This is a genomic window from Marinobacter flavimaris (genome assembly GCF_002933295.1).
Taxonomy (GTDB): Bacteria; Pseudomonadota; Gammaproteobacteria; order Pseudomonadales; family Oleiphilaceae; genus Marinobacter; species Marinobacter flavimaris.
Genome location: NZ_PSSW01000001.1, coordinates 590709 through 607860 on the forward strand (window position 1 = coordinate 590709; position 17152 = coordinate 607860).

General features: G+C 56.1%; 12 protein-coding genes. 8 read left to right on the forward strand and 4 right to left on the reverse strand.

The window, feature by feature from the left end; translation table 11 throughout:
- The first annotated feature begins 149 nt into the window (after window positions 1-149).
- The 6 genes from MDHKLMBL_RS02730 (at window position 150) to MDHKLMBL_RS02755 (ending at window position 6284) form a co-directional block, all read left to right on the forward strand.
- A complete protein-coding gene (locus MDHKLMBL_RS02730) occupies window positions 150-1244 on the forward strand; it encodes an ABC transporter ATP-binding protein (protein WP_104270050.1) in 1095 nt (364 codons plus the stop codon).
- Window positions 1244-2344 (forward strand): ABC transporter ATP-binding protein, encoded by a 1101-nt coding sequence (locus tag MDHKLMBL_RS02735; protein WP_104270051.1) that lies wholly within the window; start codon window positions 1244-1246, stop codon window positions 2342-2344. The genes MDHKLMBL_RS02730 and MDHKLMBL_RS02735 overlap by 1 nt, the downstream gene beginning before the upstream one ends.
- Complete coding sequence (locus MDHKLMBL_RS02740) at window positions 2344-3210, forward strand: carbohydrate ABC transporter permease (RefSeq protein ID WP_008174642.1); 867 nt, start codon at window positions 2344-2346, stop codon at window positions 3208-3210. Before MDHKLMBL_RS02735 ends, MDHKLMBL_RS02740 begins: the two co-directional genes overlap by 1 nt.
- Before the next feature lie 10 nt (window positions 3211-3220).
- Window positions 3221-4027, forward strand: coding sequence for a carbohydrate ABC transporter permease (locus MDHKLMBL_RS02745; protein ID WP_008174643.1), 807 nt, complete (start codon window positions 3221-3223; stop codon window positions 4025-4027).
- 11 nt (window positions 4028-4038) lie between these two features.
- Window positions 4039-4314, forward strand: coding sequence for a DUF2160 domain-containing protein (locus tag MDHKLMBL_RS02750; protein WP_008174646.1), 276 nt, complete (start codon window positions 4039-4041; stop codon window positions 4312-4314).
- 227 nt (window positions 4315-4541) lie between these two features.
- The gene (locus MDHKLMBL_RS02755) at window positions 4542-6284 is read left to right on the forward strand and encodes an ABC transporter substrate-binding protein (RefSeq protein WP_008174648.1); all 1743 of its coding nucleotides are present in this window, start codon (window positions 4542-4544) and stop codon (window positions 6282-6284) included.
- A 109-nt stretch (window positions 6285-6393) separates the two neighbouring features.
- Here the strand turns inward: MDHKLMBL_RS02755 and MDHKLMBL_RS02760 are convergent, their stop codons facing one another.
- Entirely contained in the window at window positions 6394-7644 is a 1251-nt protein-coding gene (locus tag MDHKLMBL_RS02760) for a substrate-binding protein (RefSeq protein ID WP_008174649.1), read from the reverse strand.
- Window positions 7645-8045: 401 nt separating this feature from the next.
- Between MDHKLMBL_RS02760 and MDHKLMBL_RS02765 the strand changes: the two genes are divergently transcribed.
- Window positions 8046-8939 (forward strand): FAD:protein FMN transferase, encoded by an 894-nt coding sequence (locus MDHKLMBL_RS02765; RefSeq protein ID WP_008174651.1) that lies wholly within the window; start codon window positions 8046-8048, stop codon window positions 8937-8939.
- A gap of 21 nt (window positions 8940-8960) precedes the next feature.
- Here MDHKLMBL_RS02765 and MDHKLMBL_RS02770 read toward each other — a convergent pair whose 3' ends face one another.
- The 3 genes from MDHKLMBL_RS02770 to MDHKLMBL_RS02780 are packed head-to-tail and all read right to left on the reverse strand — an operon-like array spanning window position 8961 to window position 14265.
- Complete coding sequence (locus MDHKLMBL_RS02770) at window positions 8961-10520, reverse strand: general secretion pathway protein GspF (RefSeq protein ID WP_104270052.1); 1560 nt, start codon at window positions 10518-10520, stop codon at window positions 8961-8963.
- A 12-nt stretch (window positions 10521-10532) separates the two neighbouring features.
- The gene (locus MDHKLMBL_RS02775; RefSeq protein WP_199185476.1) at window positions 10533-12998 is read right to left on the reverse strand and encodes a LamG domain-containing protein; all 2466 of its coding nucleotides are present in this window, start codon (window positions 12996-12998) and stop codon (window positions 10533-10535) included.
- 31 nt (window positions 12999-13029) lie between these two features.
- Window positions 13030-14265 carry a hypothetical protein gene (locus tag MDHKLMBL_RS02780; protein WP_092029857.1) on the reverse strand — a complete coding sequence of 412 codons (1236 nt, stop codon included), beginning with the start codon at window positions 14263-14265 and terminating at the stop codon, window positions 13030-13032.
- Window positions 14266-14462: 197 nt separating this feature from the next.
- Here MDHKLMBL_RS02780 and MDHKLMBL_RS02785 point away from each other — a divergent pair, with 197 nt between their 5' ends.
- Window positions 14463-17138, forward strand: a complete 2676-nt coding sequence (locus MDHKLMBL_RS02785; protein ID WP_482805318.1) for an HzsA-related protein — start codon at window positions 14463-14465, stop codon at window positions 17136-17138.
- Window positions 17139-17152 lie beyond the last annotated feature (14 nt).

Below are 17152 nucleotides of genomic sequence, written 5' to 3' on the forward strand. Positions count from 1 at the left end.
AAGCTTTTTAAAACAACGTTATAAGCGAATCAATTTCTTTGCTTGCGCAATGTGGTATGTCCTTTGCGTAGAGAGTTCGAAATCGAATTTGCGCGGCTGATTTACGTCGGTCTCAAAGCGCGTTTCCACAAGAACAAAAAGGAAAGCCTATGTCCTTAACACTGGAGAATCTCTCCCGTGAGGTCGACGGCGTCGACTACATACGGGATGCCAACCTCACCTTCGAGGCAGGCTCTTTTAATGTTCTGCTCGGCCGGACACTGGCCGGAAAAACCTCGCTGATGCGATTGATGGCTGGGCTGGATAAGCCCGATACCGGCCGTCTGATCTACAACGGTGAGGACGTTACAGGGCTGAGCGTGCAGAGCCGCAACATATCGATGATCTATCAGCAGTTCATCAATTACCCCAATCTGACCGTCTACGAAAACATCGCCTCGCCACTTCGGCTGGCGAGGATGACTGATTCTGAAATTGACCGCCGGGTGAAAGAAACGGCGTCGATGCTTCGGATTGATCCTTTGCTGAAGCGTTACCCGTTGGAACTGTCAGGTGGTCAGCAGCAGCGAACCGCCATGGCCCGGGCCCTGGTGAAGGATGCCACCCTGGTGCTATTCGACGAGCCCCTGGTAAACCTCGATTACAAGCTACGGGAAGAGCTTCGGGCGGAACTGCGAGACCTGTTCCGCGAGCGCCAGTGCATTGCGGTGTACGCCACTACGGAGGCCAATGAAGCCCTGGCACTCGGTGGCACAACCACACTGTTACACCAGGGCCAGGTGGTTCAGAACGGGCCAGTGATGGATGTCTATCGCGCACCTGTGAACACCCTTGCTGCACAGTTGTTCAGTGAACCCCCGATGAACATGATTCGAGGCCGGGTGTCTGAAACCGAGGTGACGTTCGACGAGTACTCCCACCATGCACTTACGCAGGAGCTGTCGAAGCTGGAACCTGGCGATTACTGGTTCGGAATTCGTCCCAGCCATATTGGTCTGGTCCCCACCAGCGACGATGATCTGGAAATGTCCATGGAGGTAGAACTCAGCGAAATCAGTGGTTCTGAAACCTTCATGCATGTGGAGAACAGTCACTTTGAAATGGTGATGCAACTGATGGGAGTGCATCAGTACCACACAGGCGCACCGATCAAGGTATATCTGCCGATCAATAAATTGTTCGTCTTCGACAATAACGAACAACTGGTGCACACCCCGTCTCAGGTTTCAGGAGGGTCTGTCTGATGGCTGAAATTCAATTGAAATCACTCGCCCACAGTTATAGTGACATGCCCGAGGGACCAGACGATTACGCAATCCGTCAGCTCGACCATGTCTGGCACAAGGGTGGGGCTTACGCGCTGTTGGGCCCTTCGGGTTGCGGAAAAAGCACCATGCTGAACATTATTTCCGGTCTGGTTCAGCCTTCCGAGGGCGAGGTACTTTTCGACGGAAAGCGTGTTAATGAGTTGTCTCCGAGGGACAGGAATATCGCCCAGGTCTTCCAGTTTCCTGTCATCTACGACTCAATGACGGTCTACGACAACCTGGCGTTTCCGCTGAAGAACAACAAGGTTCCAGCCTCCAAGATCAAGGCCCGCGTTCATGAGATTGCCGAAGTCCTGGAGATCCAGGACAAGCTCTACAAAAAGGCAAAGAACCTGACCGCGGATGAAAAACAGAAGGTATCCATGGGCCGCGGCCTAGTGCGGGAAGACGTGACGGCGATTCTGTTCGACGAGCCGCTGACGGTGATCGACCCGCAGCTCAAGTGGAAGTTGCGCCGCAAGCTCAAGCAGATTCACGAGCAGTTCGACATCACCATGGTGTATGTCACCCACGATCAGCTCGAAGCCTCCACCTTTGCCGACAAGATTGCCGTGATGTATGGCGGACAGATCGTCCAGTTTGGTACCCCAACCGAACTCTTTGAACAGCCCAACCATACCTTCGTGGGTTTTTTTATCGGAAGCCCCGGCATGAATCTTATCGAGGTGCAGCGCTGTGCCCGGGGCGTGTGCTTTGGGAACACGAATGTGTCGCTTGAGCCCTGGCAGGTTGATGTCCTGCAGCGGACCAGGTCTACCAACATCAAGATCGGAATTCGTCCGGAGTTTGTGGAAGTGTCCTCCGTCGCTTCAGACGACACCTTTGAGGCTGAGGTGATGGATGTCGAGGATCTGGGTACCTACAAGATCGTTACCGTTCAGCTTGACCACGAAAAAATGAAGGTTCGGGAGAGCGAGGACTTCGCCGCATCAATTGGCAGTCGAGTTTATCTCTCGTTCCCGAAGCAGTGGTTGAAGCTGTATATGGATGAATTCCTGGTACAGGAGCAAGACTGATGCAAAAGGTACAAAACAATAAAGCCTGGTGGCTGGTGCTGCCTGTATTTCTGCTCGTTGCCTTCTCGGCTCTCATTCCACTGATGACGGTCGTGAATTATTCGGTCCAGGATATTTTTGGTCCGGGCCAGGCGTTCTTCGTGGGTACTGAATGGTTCAAGGAAGTGCTCACCAACGAGCGCCTTCAGGATTCCCTTATTCGGCAATTTATTTTTTCCGGCGCGGTATTGCTAATCCAGATTCCGCTCGGAATCGGGGTCGCACTGATGATGCCAAAATCTGGCATAAAGGGGTCGCTCTGCCTGATTCTGCTGGCGATTCCGTTGCTGATTCCCTGGAACGTGGTTGGCACCATTTGGCAGATCTTTGCCCGTGGCGACATCGGTCTTTTCGGCTGGGGGATCAATCAGCTGGGGTTTGACTACAACTATACCGGAGACACCCTTGATGCGTGGTTGACGGTTCTGTTGATGGATGTCTGGCACTGGACTCCGCTGGTCGCCTTGCTCTGCTACTCCGGGCTGAGGGCGATTCCGGAGGCCTTCTATCAGGCGGCGGAAATTGACCGTGCCTCGAAATGGGCGGTGTTCCGGTATATCCAGCTGCCCAGGCTCAAGAGTGTTCTGATCATCGCAGTGCTGTTGCGGTTCATGGACAGCTTCATGATCTACATTGAGCCGTTTGTGCTTACCGGTGGCGGCCCGGGCAGCTCCACAACCTTCTTGAGCCAGACACTGACAACCATGGCAATCGGGCAGTTTGATCTGGGTCGCGCGGCTGCGTTCTCGCTGATCTACTTCCTCATTGTATTGCTGATTTCATGGCTCTTCTTTACCGCCATTACGCACGCCGACAAAGAAAAATAAGGAGAGTGTGATGAGACAGACACGTTCAAAAAACGTCGGGATTACGCTGTTTATTCTGCTGCTCCTGACTCCGATATACTGGTTGTTGAACATGTCGTTCAAGACCAATCAGGAAATTCTCGGGGGGCTTACCCTCTGGCCCCAGAATTTCACCCTGGATAACTATGCCGTGATCTTTACGGATCCCAGCTGGTACAACGGTTACATCAATTCGATGATCTACGTGTCCATCAACGTGGTGATCACGTTGCTTGTGGCCTTGCCTGCCGCCTATGCGTTCAGCCGTTACAAGTTCCTGGGTGACAAGCACCTGTTCTTCTGGCTGCTGAGCAACCGGATGGCGCCGCCGGCGGTCTTCCTGCTGCCTTTCTTCCAGCTTTATTCATCTATCGGCCTGTTCGACACCCATATTGCGGTGGCGCTTGCTCACTGCCTGTTCAACGTGCCCCTGGCTGTCTGGATTCTGGAAGGGTTCATGTCCGGTGTCCCCCGTGAGTATGACGAGATGGCCTATATTGATGGCTACAGCTTTCCGAAATTTTTCGTGAAGGTGTTCCTGCCGATGATTCGTTCCGGGATCGGGGTGACGGCTTTCTTTGCCTTCATGTTCTCCTGGGTGGAGCTGCTGCTGGCCCGGACGCTAACGTCCGTGGATGCCCAGCCGATCGGGGCGATCATGACCCGAACGATAGGGGCGAGCGGTATCGACTGGGGTGTTCTGGCTGCCGCCGGTTCGCTAACCATCATTCCCGGCCTGCTGGTGATCTGGTTCGTTCGTAACCATGTTGCCAAAGGCTTCGCCCTCGGACGCGTGTAAGGAGACGTTTTATGATTGCCTGGATGAACTGGACTCCGACCGTCGCCATCTTCTTTGCCGTGATTGCGGGAATTCTGGCGGTAATGACGGTTTACGAAATTGTCTCCCCGTGCACCGAGAGGAAGGGGTTTCTGCCGATAGCCACCACCCGCGGGGATCGGTTGTTTATTGGATTGCTTTCGGCAGCATATATACATCTGAGCTTCCTGGCGGTCAGCGATATCACCCTTTGGGTGGCGCTCGCTGTCTCTGTGGTTTGGCTCCTGGTTTTGCTGCGTTGGGGGTGAGTATCGACAAGGGATGTTCGTATGGTGTTTTTTCGAAAATCCTGGTCCTAAAAAAGATTCAGGACTTCTTGTAATGATTTCGAAAACGAACTAATTTTGTTTGAATGATCGGAATCGATCACGATAGATTCCGGCAAAAAAGAATAGCGACCAGAAAGAGCGCTATAACTGCGGACACGAAACACGGCTGTTTCGTTCCATTCATTAAATGTCGAACGAGGTTGGATATGTTCAACAACAACAAATATCCGAGGACCCTGTTGCTCAGCGCCGCCGTTGGTGTCGCCTGCATGGGTTTGAGCCTGCATGCCAGCGCCGATCAGTACAGTGAAGCGGCTGAGAAGTGGGTCAATGAAGCGTTCAAAAACTCTACCTTGAGCAGGGAAGAGCAGCTCAAGGAAATGGAGTGGTTCATCAAAGCCGCTGAGCAGTTCCGTGGCATGGATATCAACGTGGTTTCCGAAACCATAGCGACTCACGAATATGAGTCCAATGTCCTTGCCAAGGCATTCTCCGAAATCACCGGGATCAACCTGACTCACACGCTGATTCAGGAAGGGGATGTCATCGAGAAGCTCCAGACCCAGATGCAGTCTGGAAGAAATATCTATGATGGCTACGTGAATGATTCAGATCTGATTGGTACCCATTTTCGCTATGGAAAGGTGGTGGCCGTTGAGGACATCATGAACGGTTCCGGTAAAGATCTTACCCTGCCTACCCTGGATCTTGATGATTTCATTGGGCTCGACTTTACGACTGGGCCGGATGGCAAACTCTATCAGTTGCCTTCGCAACAGTTTGCGAACCTTTATTGGTTTCGTGCCGACTGGTTTGAACGTGAAGATCTGCAAGAGCAATTCAAGGAAATTTACGGCTACGACCTGGGTGTGCCGGTTAACTGGTCTGCCTACGAGGATATTGCCGAGTTCTTCTCGGTTCACGTGAAGGAAATTGATGGTGAGCGAGTATACGGCCACATGGATTACGGCAAGAAAGATCCGTCTCTGGGCTGGCGTTTCACTGATGCCTGGTTCTCCATGGCGGGTGCTGGCGACAAGGGCCTGCCCAACGGCTTGCCGGTGGACGAATGGGGGATTCGGGTTGAAGAGTGTCACCCGGTCGGCTCCAGCGTTAGCCGTGGTGGTGCAACGAACGGGCCTGCGGCTGTCTATGCCACTACGAAATACGTGGATTGGCTGCGTGAGTACGCGCCCCCCGAAGCTCAGGGCATGACCTTTTCAGAGGCCGGTCCCGTTCCCGCACAGGGCAACGTTGCCCAGCAGATCTTCTGGTATACCGCCTTTACCGCGAGCATGATCAAGGACGGCCTGCCCGTTGTAAATGAGGATGGCACCCCCAAATGGCGGATGGCACCGTCTCCCCGTGGGCCCTACTGGGAAGAAGGTATGAAGCTGGGCTATCAGGACGTAGGTTCCTGGACTTTCCTGGACTCCACGCCTGAGAAACGTCGCCTTGCAGCTTGGCTGTACGCCCAGTTCACCGTATCCAAGACCGTCTCTCTGGAGAAAACGATTGCCGGCCTGACGCCGATTCGCGAGTCCGACATTGAATCTGAGGCGATGACTGAAATGGCGCCGAAGCTCGGCGGCTTGGTGGAGTTTTATAGGAGCCCGGCTCGTGTGCAGTGGTCACCGACCGGTACCAATGTGCCAGACTATCCGAAACTCGCCCAGCTTTGGTGGCAGTACATTGCCCAGGCGGCCAGTGGTGAAGCCACTCCTCAGGAAGCCCTCGACGGCCTCGCTCAGGCTCAGGATCGGGTCATGGAGCGCCTTGAGCGTGCCAATGTTCAACCGACCTGTGGTCCGAAGCTGAACGAACCGCGCGACCCGCAATACTGGCTGGATCAGCCCGGCGCACCCAAGCCGAAGCTGGCTAACGAGAAGCCACAGGGCAAAACCGTTGCCTACGACGAGCTGTTGAAGACCTGGGAAGAGGCGCGCTAAGGCAAGTCGCTTTTCGGAATCACAATGCCTGCCGCAACGCGATCCTCAAGTTGCGGCAGGCGGAGTCATGTTTTTCCAGACATTTTTCTCCAGTTCCCTAAGGGACTGTTTAGAGCCTGAGCGGTTTTCCAGCCTCCCGGCGCCGCTCTTCCCATTCTTCCCGGGTCTGCGCCGCCTGGTCACCCGGCATTGAATCGATGATGCTGAAATAATCGGAACTGTATTCGTCAGCAATGATTGTGTTGCGCGGTTTTACCTTAACCACATACACCGTCTGGACATTCTGGTGATCGAATTCGCGCCAGTACTGTTCGTCTTTTAGGAAAGTGTACCTGTGTCCCTCCAGGGCCCGGATCAGGCTGGCGGTATTGGTGGTACCGGCACGTTCCACCGCATCCTTGTATTGATAAATAATGCTGTAGGCCGAGGCCGCAGCGGTGGATGGTCGCATTTCATATCGGTTTGAGAAGGCTTCTACAAACTCCTTTCCTCTCGGATAGTTCAGCTCGTAGGGTACGTTCCATACCCAGGGCGAGCCGCCGATAACGCCCTCCATAATGGTGGGACCTACCTGCCGAGCCATGCCCAGGGTCAGGTTGGGCACAACAATCTGCATTTTCTTGGTAAGGCCCATTTCGTAGGCAACATTCAGTGCTCTCACCATGTCGTCGCCGAACAGGACCATCATCAGAACCTTGGCGTTACTGGCCTCTGCCTGCTCCAGCGCCTCCCTGAAATCGGTAATCAGTGCCCGGGGGAAAGGGGTTTTCACGCCCTGATGGCGGTCAGTGTCTTCGGTTCCCGAGAACTTGCGAACAGACTCCTCCACAGACCAGCCCCAGGTGTAGTCGGCGGTAATGTAGAAGTAATCGTCTTCCGCATGATTGGTGGTCAGATACTGACTGAGCGCCTTTGCAGTCATCCAGGCGTTGTAGGGCTCACGGAACATGTATGAATGCCCTTCGGCGCCGGTGGTGGCGTTCGAGTAGGTCAGCGTGCCGAAGTAGATCCGGTTGCGATCGCGAGCAGCTTTGCCTGAGGCAATGGCAACGGCGCTGGACACACCGCCGAACACCATCTGGACGCCTTCACGGTCGATGAGTTCTGCGGTGTTCTTTGCGCCCTGGGCAGGGTCACCGCGGGTATTTCTGATCACCAGCTCCAGCTGACGCCCCATCACGCCACCGGCTTTATTGATTTCATCAAGCGCCAGAAAGGCGCCCAGACGTTGTTGCAGACCCTGATCCTTGTAACGACCGGTCTGCGGGTAGTTCAGGCCGATTTTAAGGGTTTCGGCATACACAGTAGTGCTCGCCAGCAACAGCAGACAAGCAGAAAAGAGTACTTTTCTGACGTTCATTCAGGTTGGCCTCCGGAATTGCAGCGCCAATGGGGAAAAGGGCTGCCAATCATTGTTTTGATTATTTGTTAAGCAACGCTAGTGTCTCTGCTGATTATGAGGCCAACAATGGGACAAAAGTGGAATTTTGGGTAACAAATTGTAGGTTAGTGATCTGCATCTTGTCTGGCCTATGTTGTTCCCATGAATCGGTTCGGCTGCAGCCGAAGAAATGGATATACTTTCCGGAATTGCCCGGTGTGGGCTTCGCTGCAGCCAATGGAGTTTTGTGGGTCTTGGTAACTATAAAGCGCAGGAAATTCGGACTTGGATCGACTCTCTCGTTTCTTTTGGCGGCAATGGGGCTTGTCATCGTCCCGATGTCGGCCAGCGCCGAGTGGTATCGGTTTTCGGATACTGCAATGACCACGCCTATCGAACTGGAGTTCTGGGCGGAGGATAAAGAGCTGGCGAACCGGGTTGGCAAAGAGGTGCTGGCGGTTTTTCATCAGGTTGATGAACAGATGAGTCGCTATCGGGAAGAGTCGGAGGTCTCCAGGCTCAACCTCAATGCACCCGACGGGCCAGTAGAAGTCAGTGACGGGTTGTTCGAGGTGATTGAAAAAGCACGGGAGGTTTCTCTACTCAGCCAGGGCGCCTTCGACATCACCTTTGGCTCAGTGGGTTACCTGTATGACTTCAGGGCCGGCAAAAAGCCCACGGACGAGGAGCTTCGATCCGGCTTGCCGCGGGTGAATTTTCGGGATGTGATTCTTGATGAGGATGATCAGACGGTCGAATACCGGCAGGCAGGGATTCTGGTAGACCTCGGTGGCATCGCCAAAGGGTATGCAGTGGATCTGGGAATCGAGCGTCTGGTCAGTTTTGGCATTCGCCATGCCCGGCTGAGTGCTGGCGGCGACATGCGACTGTTAGGGGACAAGCGGGGCCGGCCCTGGTACGTGGGCATTCGGGACCCCCGTTCAGAAGGGCGCAACGCGGTGGTTTTGCCGCTCGAGGATGTGGCAGTGTCCACCTCCGGCGACTACGAGCGGTTCTTCGTGGATGAGGCGGGAGAAAGGGTTCATCACATCCTGTCGCCTGAGACCGGCAAATCGGTCCAGGGTGTCCAAAGCGTGACCATTATCGGCGAGGATGCGTTAACAACCGACGGCCTCTCCACGGCGGTTTTCGTGCTCGGGCCCAAAAAGGGACTGGAGATGATTGAGCGTTTGAAGGGTATCGATGTTGTGGTTATCGATGATCAGCGCATGATGCATGTTTCAGAAGGCCTCGTTCCGCCCCAATCAGACTAGGGGCGGAACGAGCAGTTTCTGTCAATTTCCGATAGTGCCGTTCACGACATTCGAGAACGCAATCAGGCTGTCCTGAGATGTCCCATTGCCCAGCCCGTGGCCGTTGAAGCGGGTTCCGAACTGGTTTTGTTCTCCGTGCAATGCCATGTAGTTGAGCAACACGGTCTGGACCAACTGGTTGACATTGTTGGCCGCCGGGCTGGATGCAGTTTCTACGGACGCATCGGAGCGCATGAAGCCGATCTGTCTGCGAATCGGGGTAGGGCGACCAGCCGGGTTGTATACCATAAAGAACGAGGCGGCTGTCTGCTGGTTGTCGCCGGTCCATTCGCCCTTGCCACGACCGTCCATGGAATCGTCGATTCGGCCGTTGCTCGACACCGAGCCGTCACTGAACACATAGAGCATCAATGGCATTCCTACCCGGGCTGCGTATTCTAGGCAGGCGCCCATACACCGACCGGCCTGTTCATCACGACGTTCGCCGGTTCCGCGCTCACCCGTATGGTAGTCGTAGCCGCCCATGGTGATCGTGCCGGCGCCAGCGTAGCCGTTCAGCACCAGCTTCATGACAGACGCAGTTTTGCGGAACTCACGGTTATTATTGAACTCATCGCGGGTAAAGATGCCGGTAGGGCCCACGATTTCGAGGTCCAGCTCTGGATCCAGTTCTGCCGGATCGCCGAAGCGGTCTGCCAGGTCTGCACTCTTGATGTAGCCGCAGCGAACCAGATCCTTGACGACGTCGTCTGTAGAAATGCCGGTGTTGACCTGATTCATCTTGGCGTCGCTGATGCGCTGAATGGATTCCATCACGGCGACCGCGTCTGATTGATCCAGAATGCCGATCAGGTCGCCCACATCTACCAGGCCGGTAACGTCTGAGGGCCGGTCAATCTTGGTGGGGCGAACCTCCGGATTGATCAGATTCATCGGTGCCAGCGAGTTACCGCCGGATTCCGAACTCTGGGACCCTATGAGGGAGAGCAGGGAGCCGTCGGCACCCGCGTGATGGATGCCGTACATCGGGTTGTGGGGGTTGTTTCCGGTGTCGTTTTCCGAGCGGGCCGCAATAATGGCGCCGTCGATTCCTGCTCGGGTGCCGGCACTCGTGCTTTGGAGAATGCCCCGCAGGAAACCACTGTCCGAATGGAACGCCAGGCCCAGCTCAGTGTTCACGAACGCCGGGTCGTTCGGCAGCATGTCACCTGGTAACCCGAGTTTGTTGTAGCCCGCGGTGCTCAGGAAATCCATTTGCCCACCGGATTTGCCCATCAGCACGTTAGAGCCGGCAATGTTGGCGCCTCCTGCCAGGTCAAAGCAGATAAACGGAATCTTGCCGGCGCCCTGAACCGCGATGCCACAGCTTGCTTTCAGCGTTTCCAGGTCTGAAGAGAGCGCCGCGGATGCTGTTCTCGGATTACCGAACAGGCTGAACAGGGAAGCACCGAACACCGTCGCTGAGCCTGCCATCAGGCCCTGTGCGATAAATTCGCGGCGGGTCCGTGGCTTGCCGTGATCGTCGTGGAGCAGTGGGCTGCCGTTGGCCAAAGGCTTTTTACGGGATTTGCGTATAAACATGATCGGCTTCCTCTACTGAACCAGGGTGGTGGCGCTGCCAAGCACGGCGGCACAGCTTGCTTTCACGACTGTTTCTGTGCGGTCAGGCTCACACCCTGTATCACAGCTGGTCAGTCTATCCATGAGCTCGCTGAGCTCCGTTTCGATTGCGCTGTCACCAGGCTGTGATGCCAGGTTGCTGCCCACAAAGCGCGACAGCAATGGCCCGGTAACCAGGCTCTTGCCACCGTGGTCGAAGGCGGTGCTGGCCGGGGCGGAGAAATCGAACCCTGGGAACATCTGGTCCCGAAGCTGCGAATTTGAGACCAGGGCATCGCAGTACTGGATGGCCATCTGGGTAACGGCCATCTGATGAGAGGACAGGAAACCCTGAATAGTCTCTACCGTAGGCAATTGCTGCTTCACGGTGGTGTATGTGTTGAATACAGCCTGGTTGGTTGTGGGAACACCGGTCATCCTCGACATGGACTCGTTTATCTCGTCAAAAGTCTTCAAGCCGATCTCCGATGACGGTGGCAGGTCAGCGGGTTCCGGCTGCGGCGGCAGCGAGGGTTCGGAGCGGGCAAAGTTGTTTCCGCCCAGTTGGTCGAACGTCAGGAAGAACTCATCGTTTCCGGGCCCATTCTCAAGAGCGATGATGGTGCCCAGGGAGGAGAGAGGTTGCCCGGTTCCCGGTTCATAGCTGCCACTGTCGAGGGTAACGTCCAGATTGGCCCAGGCCTGTCCCACCGTTGCCTCCTTGCCGTTAATACCCAGTCGCATGCCACGCAGCGGAATATTTGATGGCTCGACGGAGTCATCAAGGCTGATGAAGAAGGGACTGGTGAATCTGTAGGCGTAGCTGTCGAACTGGCTGACTTCGAACACGATGAAGCTCTCGGGCAGGTCGATCAGGTGAGAGACCCCGAACAGCAGGTAGAACTTCTGGCCAACGCCCACCTCAAAGTTGGCCTGGACCTGTTCCGGTGTCAGCGCCCGATTGTGGATGGCGACCATCCGGATCGCGCCCTGCCAGGGCGAGTTGCCATCGGTCTCGTTGCCCAGGACCAGGGCAAAACTGTCGTCCCATTCGGTCAGTAGTCCGCCGTCGTCCGGATCAACATCGCCGGTTGGAACGCCATTCACAAAGATCTGGCGACCGGTCGCCGGGGTGTAGTTAACCACTACGTGCTGGAGCGTTGCCTGCAGGAGCATGTCGGCGTCCTGGGTTGCGAAAGGCGTGTTTTCGTCACTGGTGGTGCTGCGATGCAGTACCTCGTAACGCTGGAGCGACTGGCTCAGGGTGACGTTGCGGGTGGTGGATGAGCCGGAGTAGGTCACGATCCGGGCATCTTCCTGGGTAATGTTGCCCGGGGCGACCCAGGCCTCGATGCTGTATTCGCCGGAGGCGGTCAGCAGGGTGTGCAGCTTCCGGCTGGCGGTGGTGCTGCCCTGGGCCTTGCCCGCGGGGATCATGAAGCCCTGCTCGTTTTCGCCCGCCGGGCCAAGGTCGATGCCCCAGCCGCCAACCCAGTCAACGTTTCCGCTCAGGGTCAGATCCAGCGCTGGCGATACGCCGCTGGTATCAAAGGCAGTCTGGCCTTCACCAAACTTGAATTCGTACAGGGCAATCACGTTGTCTTCAAACCGGCCGCCGGAGTTTGCGAGCAGGCCGTCTGCCTGCAGGTTGAGTGCCTTGCTGGCAACGATTGCCGGGTCCACGGGTTGGGCGCTCAGATCCTGGACCATTTCAAGAATCTTCAGTTCCATCAAATCGGCTGAGGCTTCGCAGTCGTCGTCCCAACAGTTGTGGAAGTCGTAGCGCAGACGTTCAACCAGTCGGGATGCGCCCGGATTCATAGGATCAATACGGCTTTTCGCCTGATCGTAGGCGGTGGTGACATCGGCACTGGCGATGTAGGGGGTCTGGCCTCCGTCCCCGTGGCAGTCACTGCAATACTGTGTGAGTACTGGGTATACGGTGCTAGAGAACAGGCCAGGGTCGCCGGGCAGAGCAACCGTGGCACCCGGCTCTTTGAGGGCCGGTGCGCGGAGTTCGACAGTTTTTGCAGAGCCTTCAGAGCCGCCGGCCCAGTTGGAAATATAGGTGGTAAGAATGTCCACACAGGCTGACGTGCTCTGGAGCCAGCAATTGTGGCCACCTGCCACCTTTGTCACCATCGTTGACTGGGATGGATCTGAAAGATTAACAATAGAGTTCGCCTGTGCGTAAGCAAGGTTAACGTCAAGCTCATTGACGAACGTGGGCGCCTGGCCATTGGAGCCGTGGCACGCGCCGCATTTATCCTGGGTGACCAGGTTGTCCCACACGGTGCGTTTGAAGTTGGCTACATCATCCGTCGAGGGGGGAGGCCCGTTGTAGGTAACCGTGCCGGAATTCTGGGAGGTATTCGGCAGTTGTTCCGTGGATTCGCCACCACAGGCTGACAGCAGAAGGGCCAGGGCAGTGATGGCAAGGACCGATTTGAGGGAGCTCATTGAAATTCCTTTAAATGTTTTCATAGCGTCCTCACTCCCCCATGCAGTACACGGCGGATTCTGCAAATACCCGCTTCAGGTCGTACCCCTGACTTGCGAAGCTGGCAACCATACTGCTTACCTGCGAACGGTCTGCGCTGTCGGAGGGAGGTCGCAGGCAGACATTCTCGAACACCTTCTTGACCTGGCACTCTGCGAAGGCCTCGGAATTCGCGAATTCCATACCCAGGCTCTTGGCACCGCTGCCGGAACCCGGGAGTGAGGGATCCCATCCCAGTCGGCGATTGGCGCCCTGGCGCCAGTAGTTATCCCAGCTGTCGTCAGGTGTGACATAGCCCTGCTCGAAGGTTGCAGAGTTGATGTGGTACTTGGCCTGAACCCTGGAGCCGGTTTCTGGATCTGTTTCGCCAATGGCGTTGTAGACCAGCCTGCCCAGCTCTCCATCGGGGTCGGTGTTGGCATCATACTCGTAGTCGTAATAGGCAAACGCCTGGGTCATGGGGTCCATGCCGGTGTGGCACCCCACACAGTTGTTCAGGAAGACCCGGCTGTCACCACCCGGGCTGCGGGAAACATCCTGGCGAATGCGGTCCGTGGGCAAGGTAACGTCCGCAACCTGCTCCAGGTCGTTGCACATATGATTGATCAGTGTGAAGCGGAACATTGCCCGGTTGGTGCCGGCACTGAAGAAAGCCCGGGCGGAAGCTCTTGATGTGATGACGCCGGCGGTGGCCGAGGGAGGAAGGCCCGTATAGGTCGACTGGTTTACCCGCTCCAGGTTGTCCTTAAGGCTGGCTCCACTGTTCTCGAGGGATTCATAGTGGTTGTTGTTGCTGGTGGAGTAGTTTGGCAGGTTCAGGGATGGATTCCCGATGTAAAGAACATCGTCATACAGAACTTTTCGGAAGTCTTCCCCGTCCCGCACCAGGCCGATCACCGTGGCAATGTAATCATTGAGGGGCACGAACTTTGACATCGCCTCGTTGGTCCAGGGGGCTGCAAAATTCTTCAGGGTTACGTCGTAGAATGCACTGTCCTCCATGGCAGTGAACGCGGCGTCAATTGTGTTGCCCGAAACGATGTCACTTTCCATAGCGTTGAGAACATCGGCGGAAGGCGGAACGCCGGCAATCCGGTCGTAGATTCGTTTGGCCTGCTCCCTGGGACCGGCCTGAACAAGACTGGTCTGCCCAAAAACCAGTGCAACGAGAACTGCGGTACTGCAAGCCTTTCTGATCAGGCTTCTGATCCTGTTCCGGCCGGTCATGTCCTATCCCTCGGTGATCGTTAGCAATCGCACATTAATGCCTTTTGACATTTGTTAAAAGTTTACGGCTTGCTATATCCTTCGTTTTGAGCTGTAGGCCACGTTATTACATTAGGTTACGTAAAAGCCTTGGAGCCTACCCTCGGAACCGACTTAATTTATGTCATGGAATGTCATCCGAAACAGGGTTTCTCACGTTGGAAATTAAGTCGCCCACTCTAAACATCTCCCGCAGTACTCGCCTGGCTGTCGCACTCGGCTCGCTTGCAGCTCTGTCTGGCTGTCTTTCGAGCAGCGACAGTCAGCAGGCCGATCCGGTTGTCGTCGAGAACCCTGTGGCTTATGTCGAACGGGCTCTGCTTTTTGACGAAAACACCGGGGCCCTGGTCGAGGACAACCTGGCCGACCCGAGCGCTTTTCGCCCCGGAGCGCGGCTGTTTCTGAAGGCCAGTGCCACTGCGGACGCCGAGACGCGGGATATTGCCTCAAGAGCATTCGCGGGGCCGCAATTCCTTGATGACAATGGTCAGTTGCGTTACGACGTGAAAGATCTCCACGTTTCCCACGATGGCTCCAGACTGCTGTTTGCCATGCGTGCGCCGGAAATCGAGGACGCAGACGACGAGGATCAGCCAACCTGGAATATCTGGGAATACGACGTTAGTACCGACATCCTGCGCCGGATCATCGATTCGGACGTTACCGCCGGGGCCGGGCAGGACGTTGCGCCAGCCTATCTGCCTGATGGCAGAATCGTTTTCTCGTCAACCCGTCAGCGGATTTCCAAGGCGGTGCTGCTTGATGAAGGCAAACCCCAGTACTCCGGTCTGGACGAGGAGGGTGATAGCCCCGGGTTTGTTCTGCATGTGATGGACGACGATGGTCAGAACATTGAACAGATCACCTTCAATCAGAGCCACGACCTCGACCCCATGGTGGCGGATGATGGCACCATTGTGTTCAGCCGCTGGGATAATGCCGGCCAAACCCGGAACAACGGTGTGAACCTCTACCGCGTCAACCCTGACGGCACTGGCCTGAGTTATCTTTTCGGTCGTCACTCCCACGATTCGGTTCCAGAAGCGAACGACATACAGTACCTGCAGCCACGCAAATCAGACAGCGGCAATCTGCTGGTGCAGCTAAGGCCGTTTGAAACGGATGATTACGCGTCTGTGTTGGCGGAAGTCGATGTTGACCAATTTGTTGAGGCCAATCTTCGTCTCGATGGCACCGAAGGTTCGGGCCAGCGCTCGCTAGTGCCCGGCGTGGGCCTGGATGGCCAACTGTCGCTGAAAGGCAGTTATGCATCGGTTTCACCACTGCTTGATGGTACCAACCGCTACCTGGTCAGTTGGACGCCCTGCCGGTTGCGTGAAACAGCGACGGACCGGATTGTGAACTGCACGGAAGATCGCCTGCAATCCGAAGACTATCAACCCGCAGAGCCCGTCTACGGTTTGTGGCTTCTGGATATCAACAGCGAAACCCAGCGGCCGGTGGTTCCGCCGGTAGAGGGCGTTCAGTTTGATGAGGCGGTCCTGATGAAGGAGCGGCCTCTGGAAGGGTTCATCCCGGAATCCCAGTTCACGGGTGATGAGGGGGCCCTCGGCGATGCCGGCTACGGCGTCCTGCACATTCGAAGCGTCTATGATATCGATGGAGTGGACACCACGCCGACTGGTATTGCTGCAATGGCTGATCCGCTGCAAACGCCGCCGGAAGATCGCCCGGCCAGATTCCTTCGACTGGAAAAGCCCGTGGCCATCCCCGATGAGAACGTCCGGGATTTCGACAACAGCGCCTTTGGCCGCAGCCGGGCTCAGCTAATGCGGGAGATTCTGGGCTACGTGCCGATAGAGCCTGATGGGTCAGTGAAGGTGGCGGTGCCCGCCAATGTTGCTTTTGCCATCAGTATTCTCGATGAGAAAGGCCGGCGTGTTGGTGGCGCTATGGGCAACCGGCACCAGAACTGGCTCACGGTGCGCCCCGGCGAGACCCTTGAATGTTCAGGGTGCCATAACCCGAGCAGTCCGACACCCCATGGCAGACCGGATGCCGGTCCAGCGTCCGTGTGGGGTGGGGCCGCAACCACCAGCCTTCCGTTCCCGAATACCGACCCGGCTCTGTTTGCCGACATGGGTGAAACCATGGCTCAGGTGTTTGCCCGCATCAACGAGATTCGCCGGCCGACGCCGGATGTGGTCTATGCCGATGAATGGTCTGGTGATGCCGTTAACCCCAAACCTGACGGCTTTGCCTACGCTTATGCCGATTTGCAGACGCCATCGCCTATCTCGGGTGTCTGCGCGACCGAGTGGGCGCCGAATTGCCGGATTGTGATCAACTACGAACAGCATATTCATCCGCTCTGGAGTCTGAACCGGGAAATCTTGGACCCGGACACTATGGCGGTGCTTGATGATGCCACTTGTACTAGTTGCCACAGCAATAGTGATGCGGCAGGTATGGCCAGGGTCCCCGAAGCCCAATTGGATCTAAGTGATGGTCCTTCGCCGGACGAACCTTTGCACTTCAAGGCTTATAGGGAGTTGCTGTTCCCTGACAACGAAGAAGAGTTGGTCGGGGGAGCTATCTTGGACAGGCGAGTAGATTCCGGAGAGATCCTGAGGGACGAAGAAGGCAATCCCATTCTGGACGCCAACGGAGATGAACAACCCATCCTGGTAACAGTGCCGGTGCAGGCTTCAATGACCGTCAACGGTGCTCTTGCCAGTCGTTTCTTCGACGTATTCGCCGACGACGGTTCACATAGGGATTTCCTCTCGCCCGCCGAACTGCGACTGATTGCAGAGTGGTTGGATATTGGCGGCCAGTATTTCAACAATCCGTTCGACGCTCCGGAAGACTGATCCAAGGACTGAAA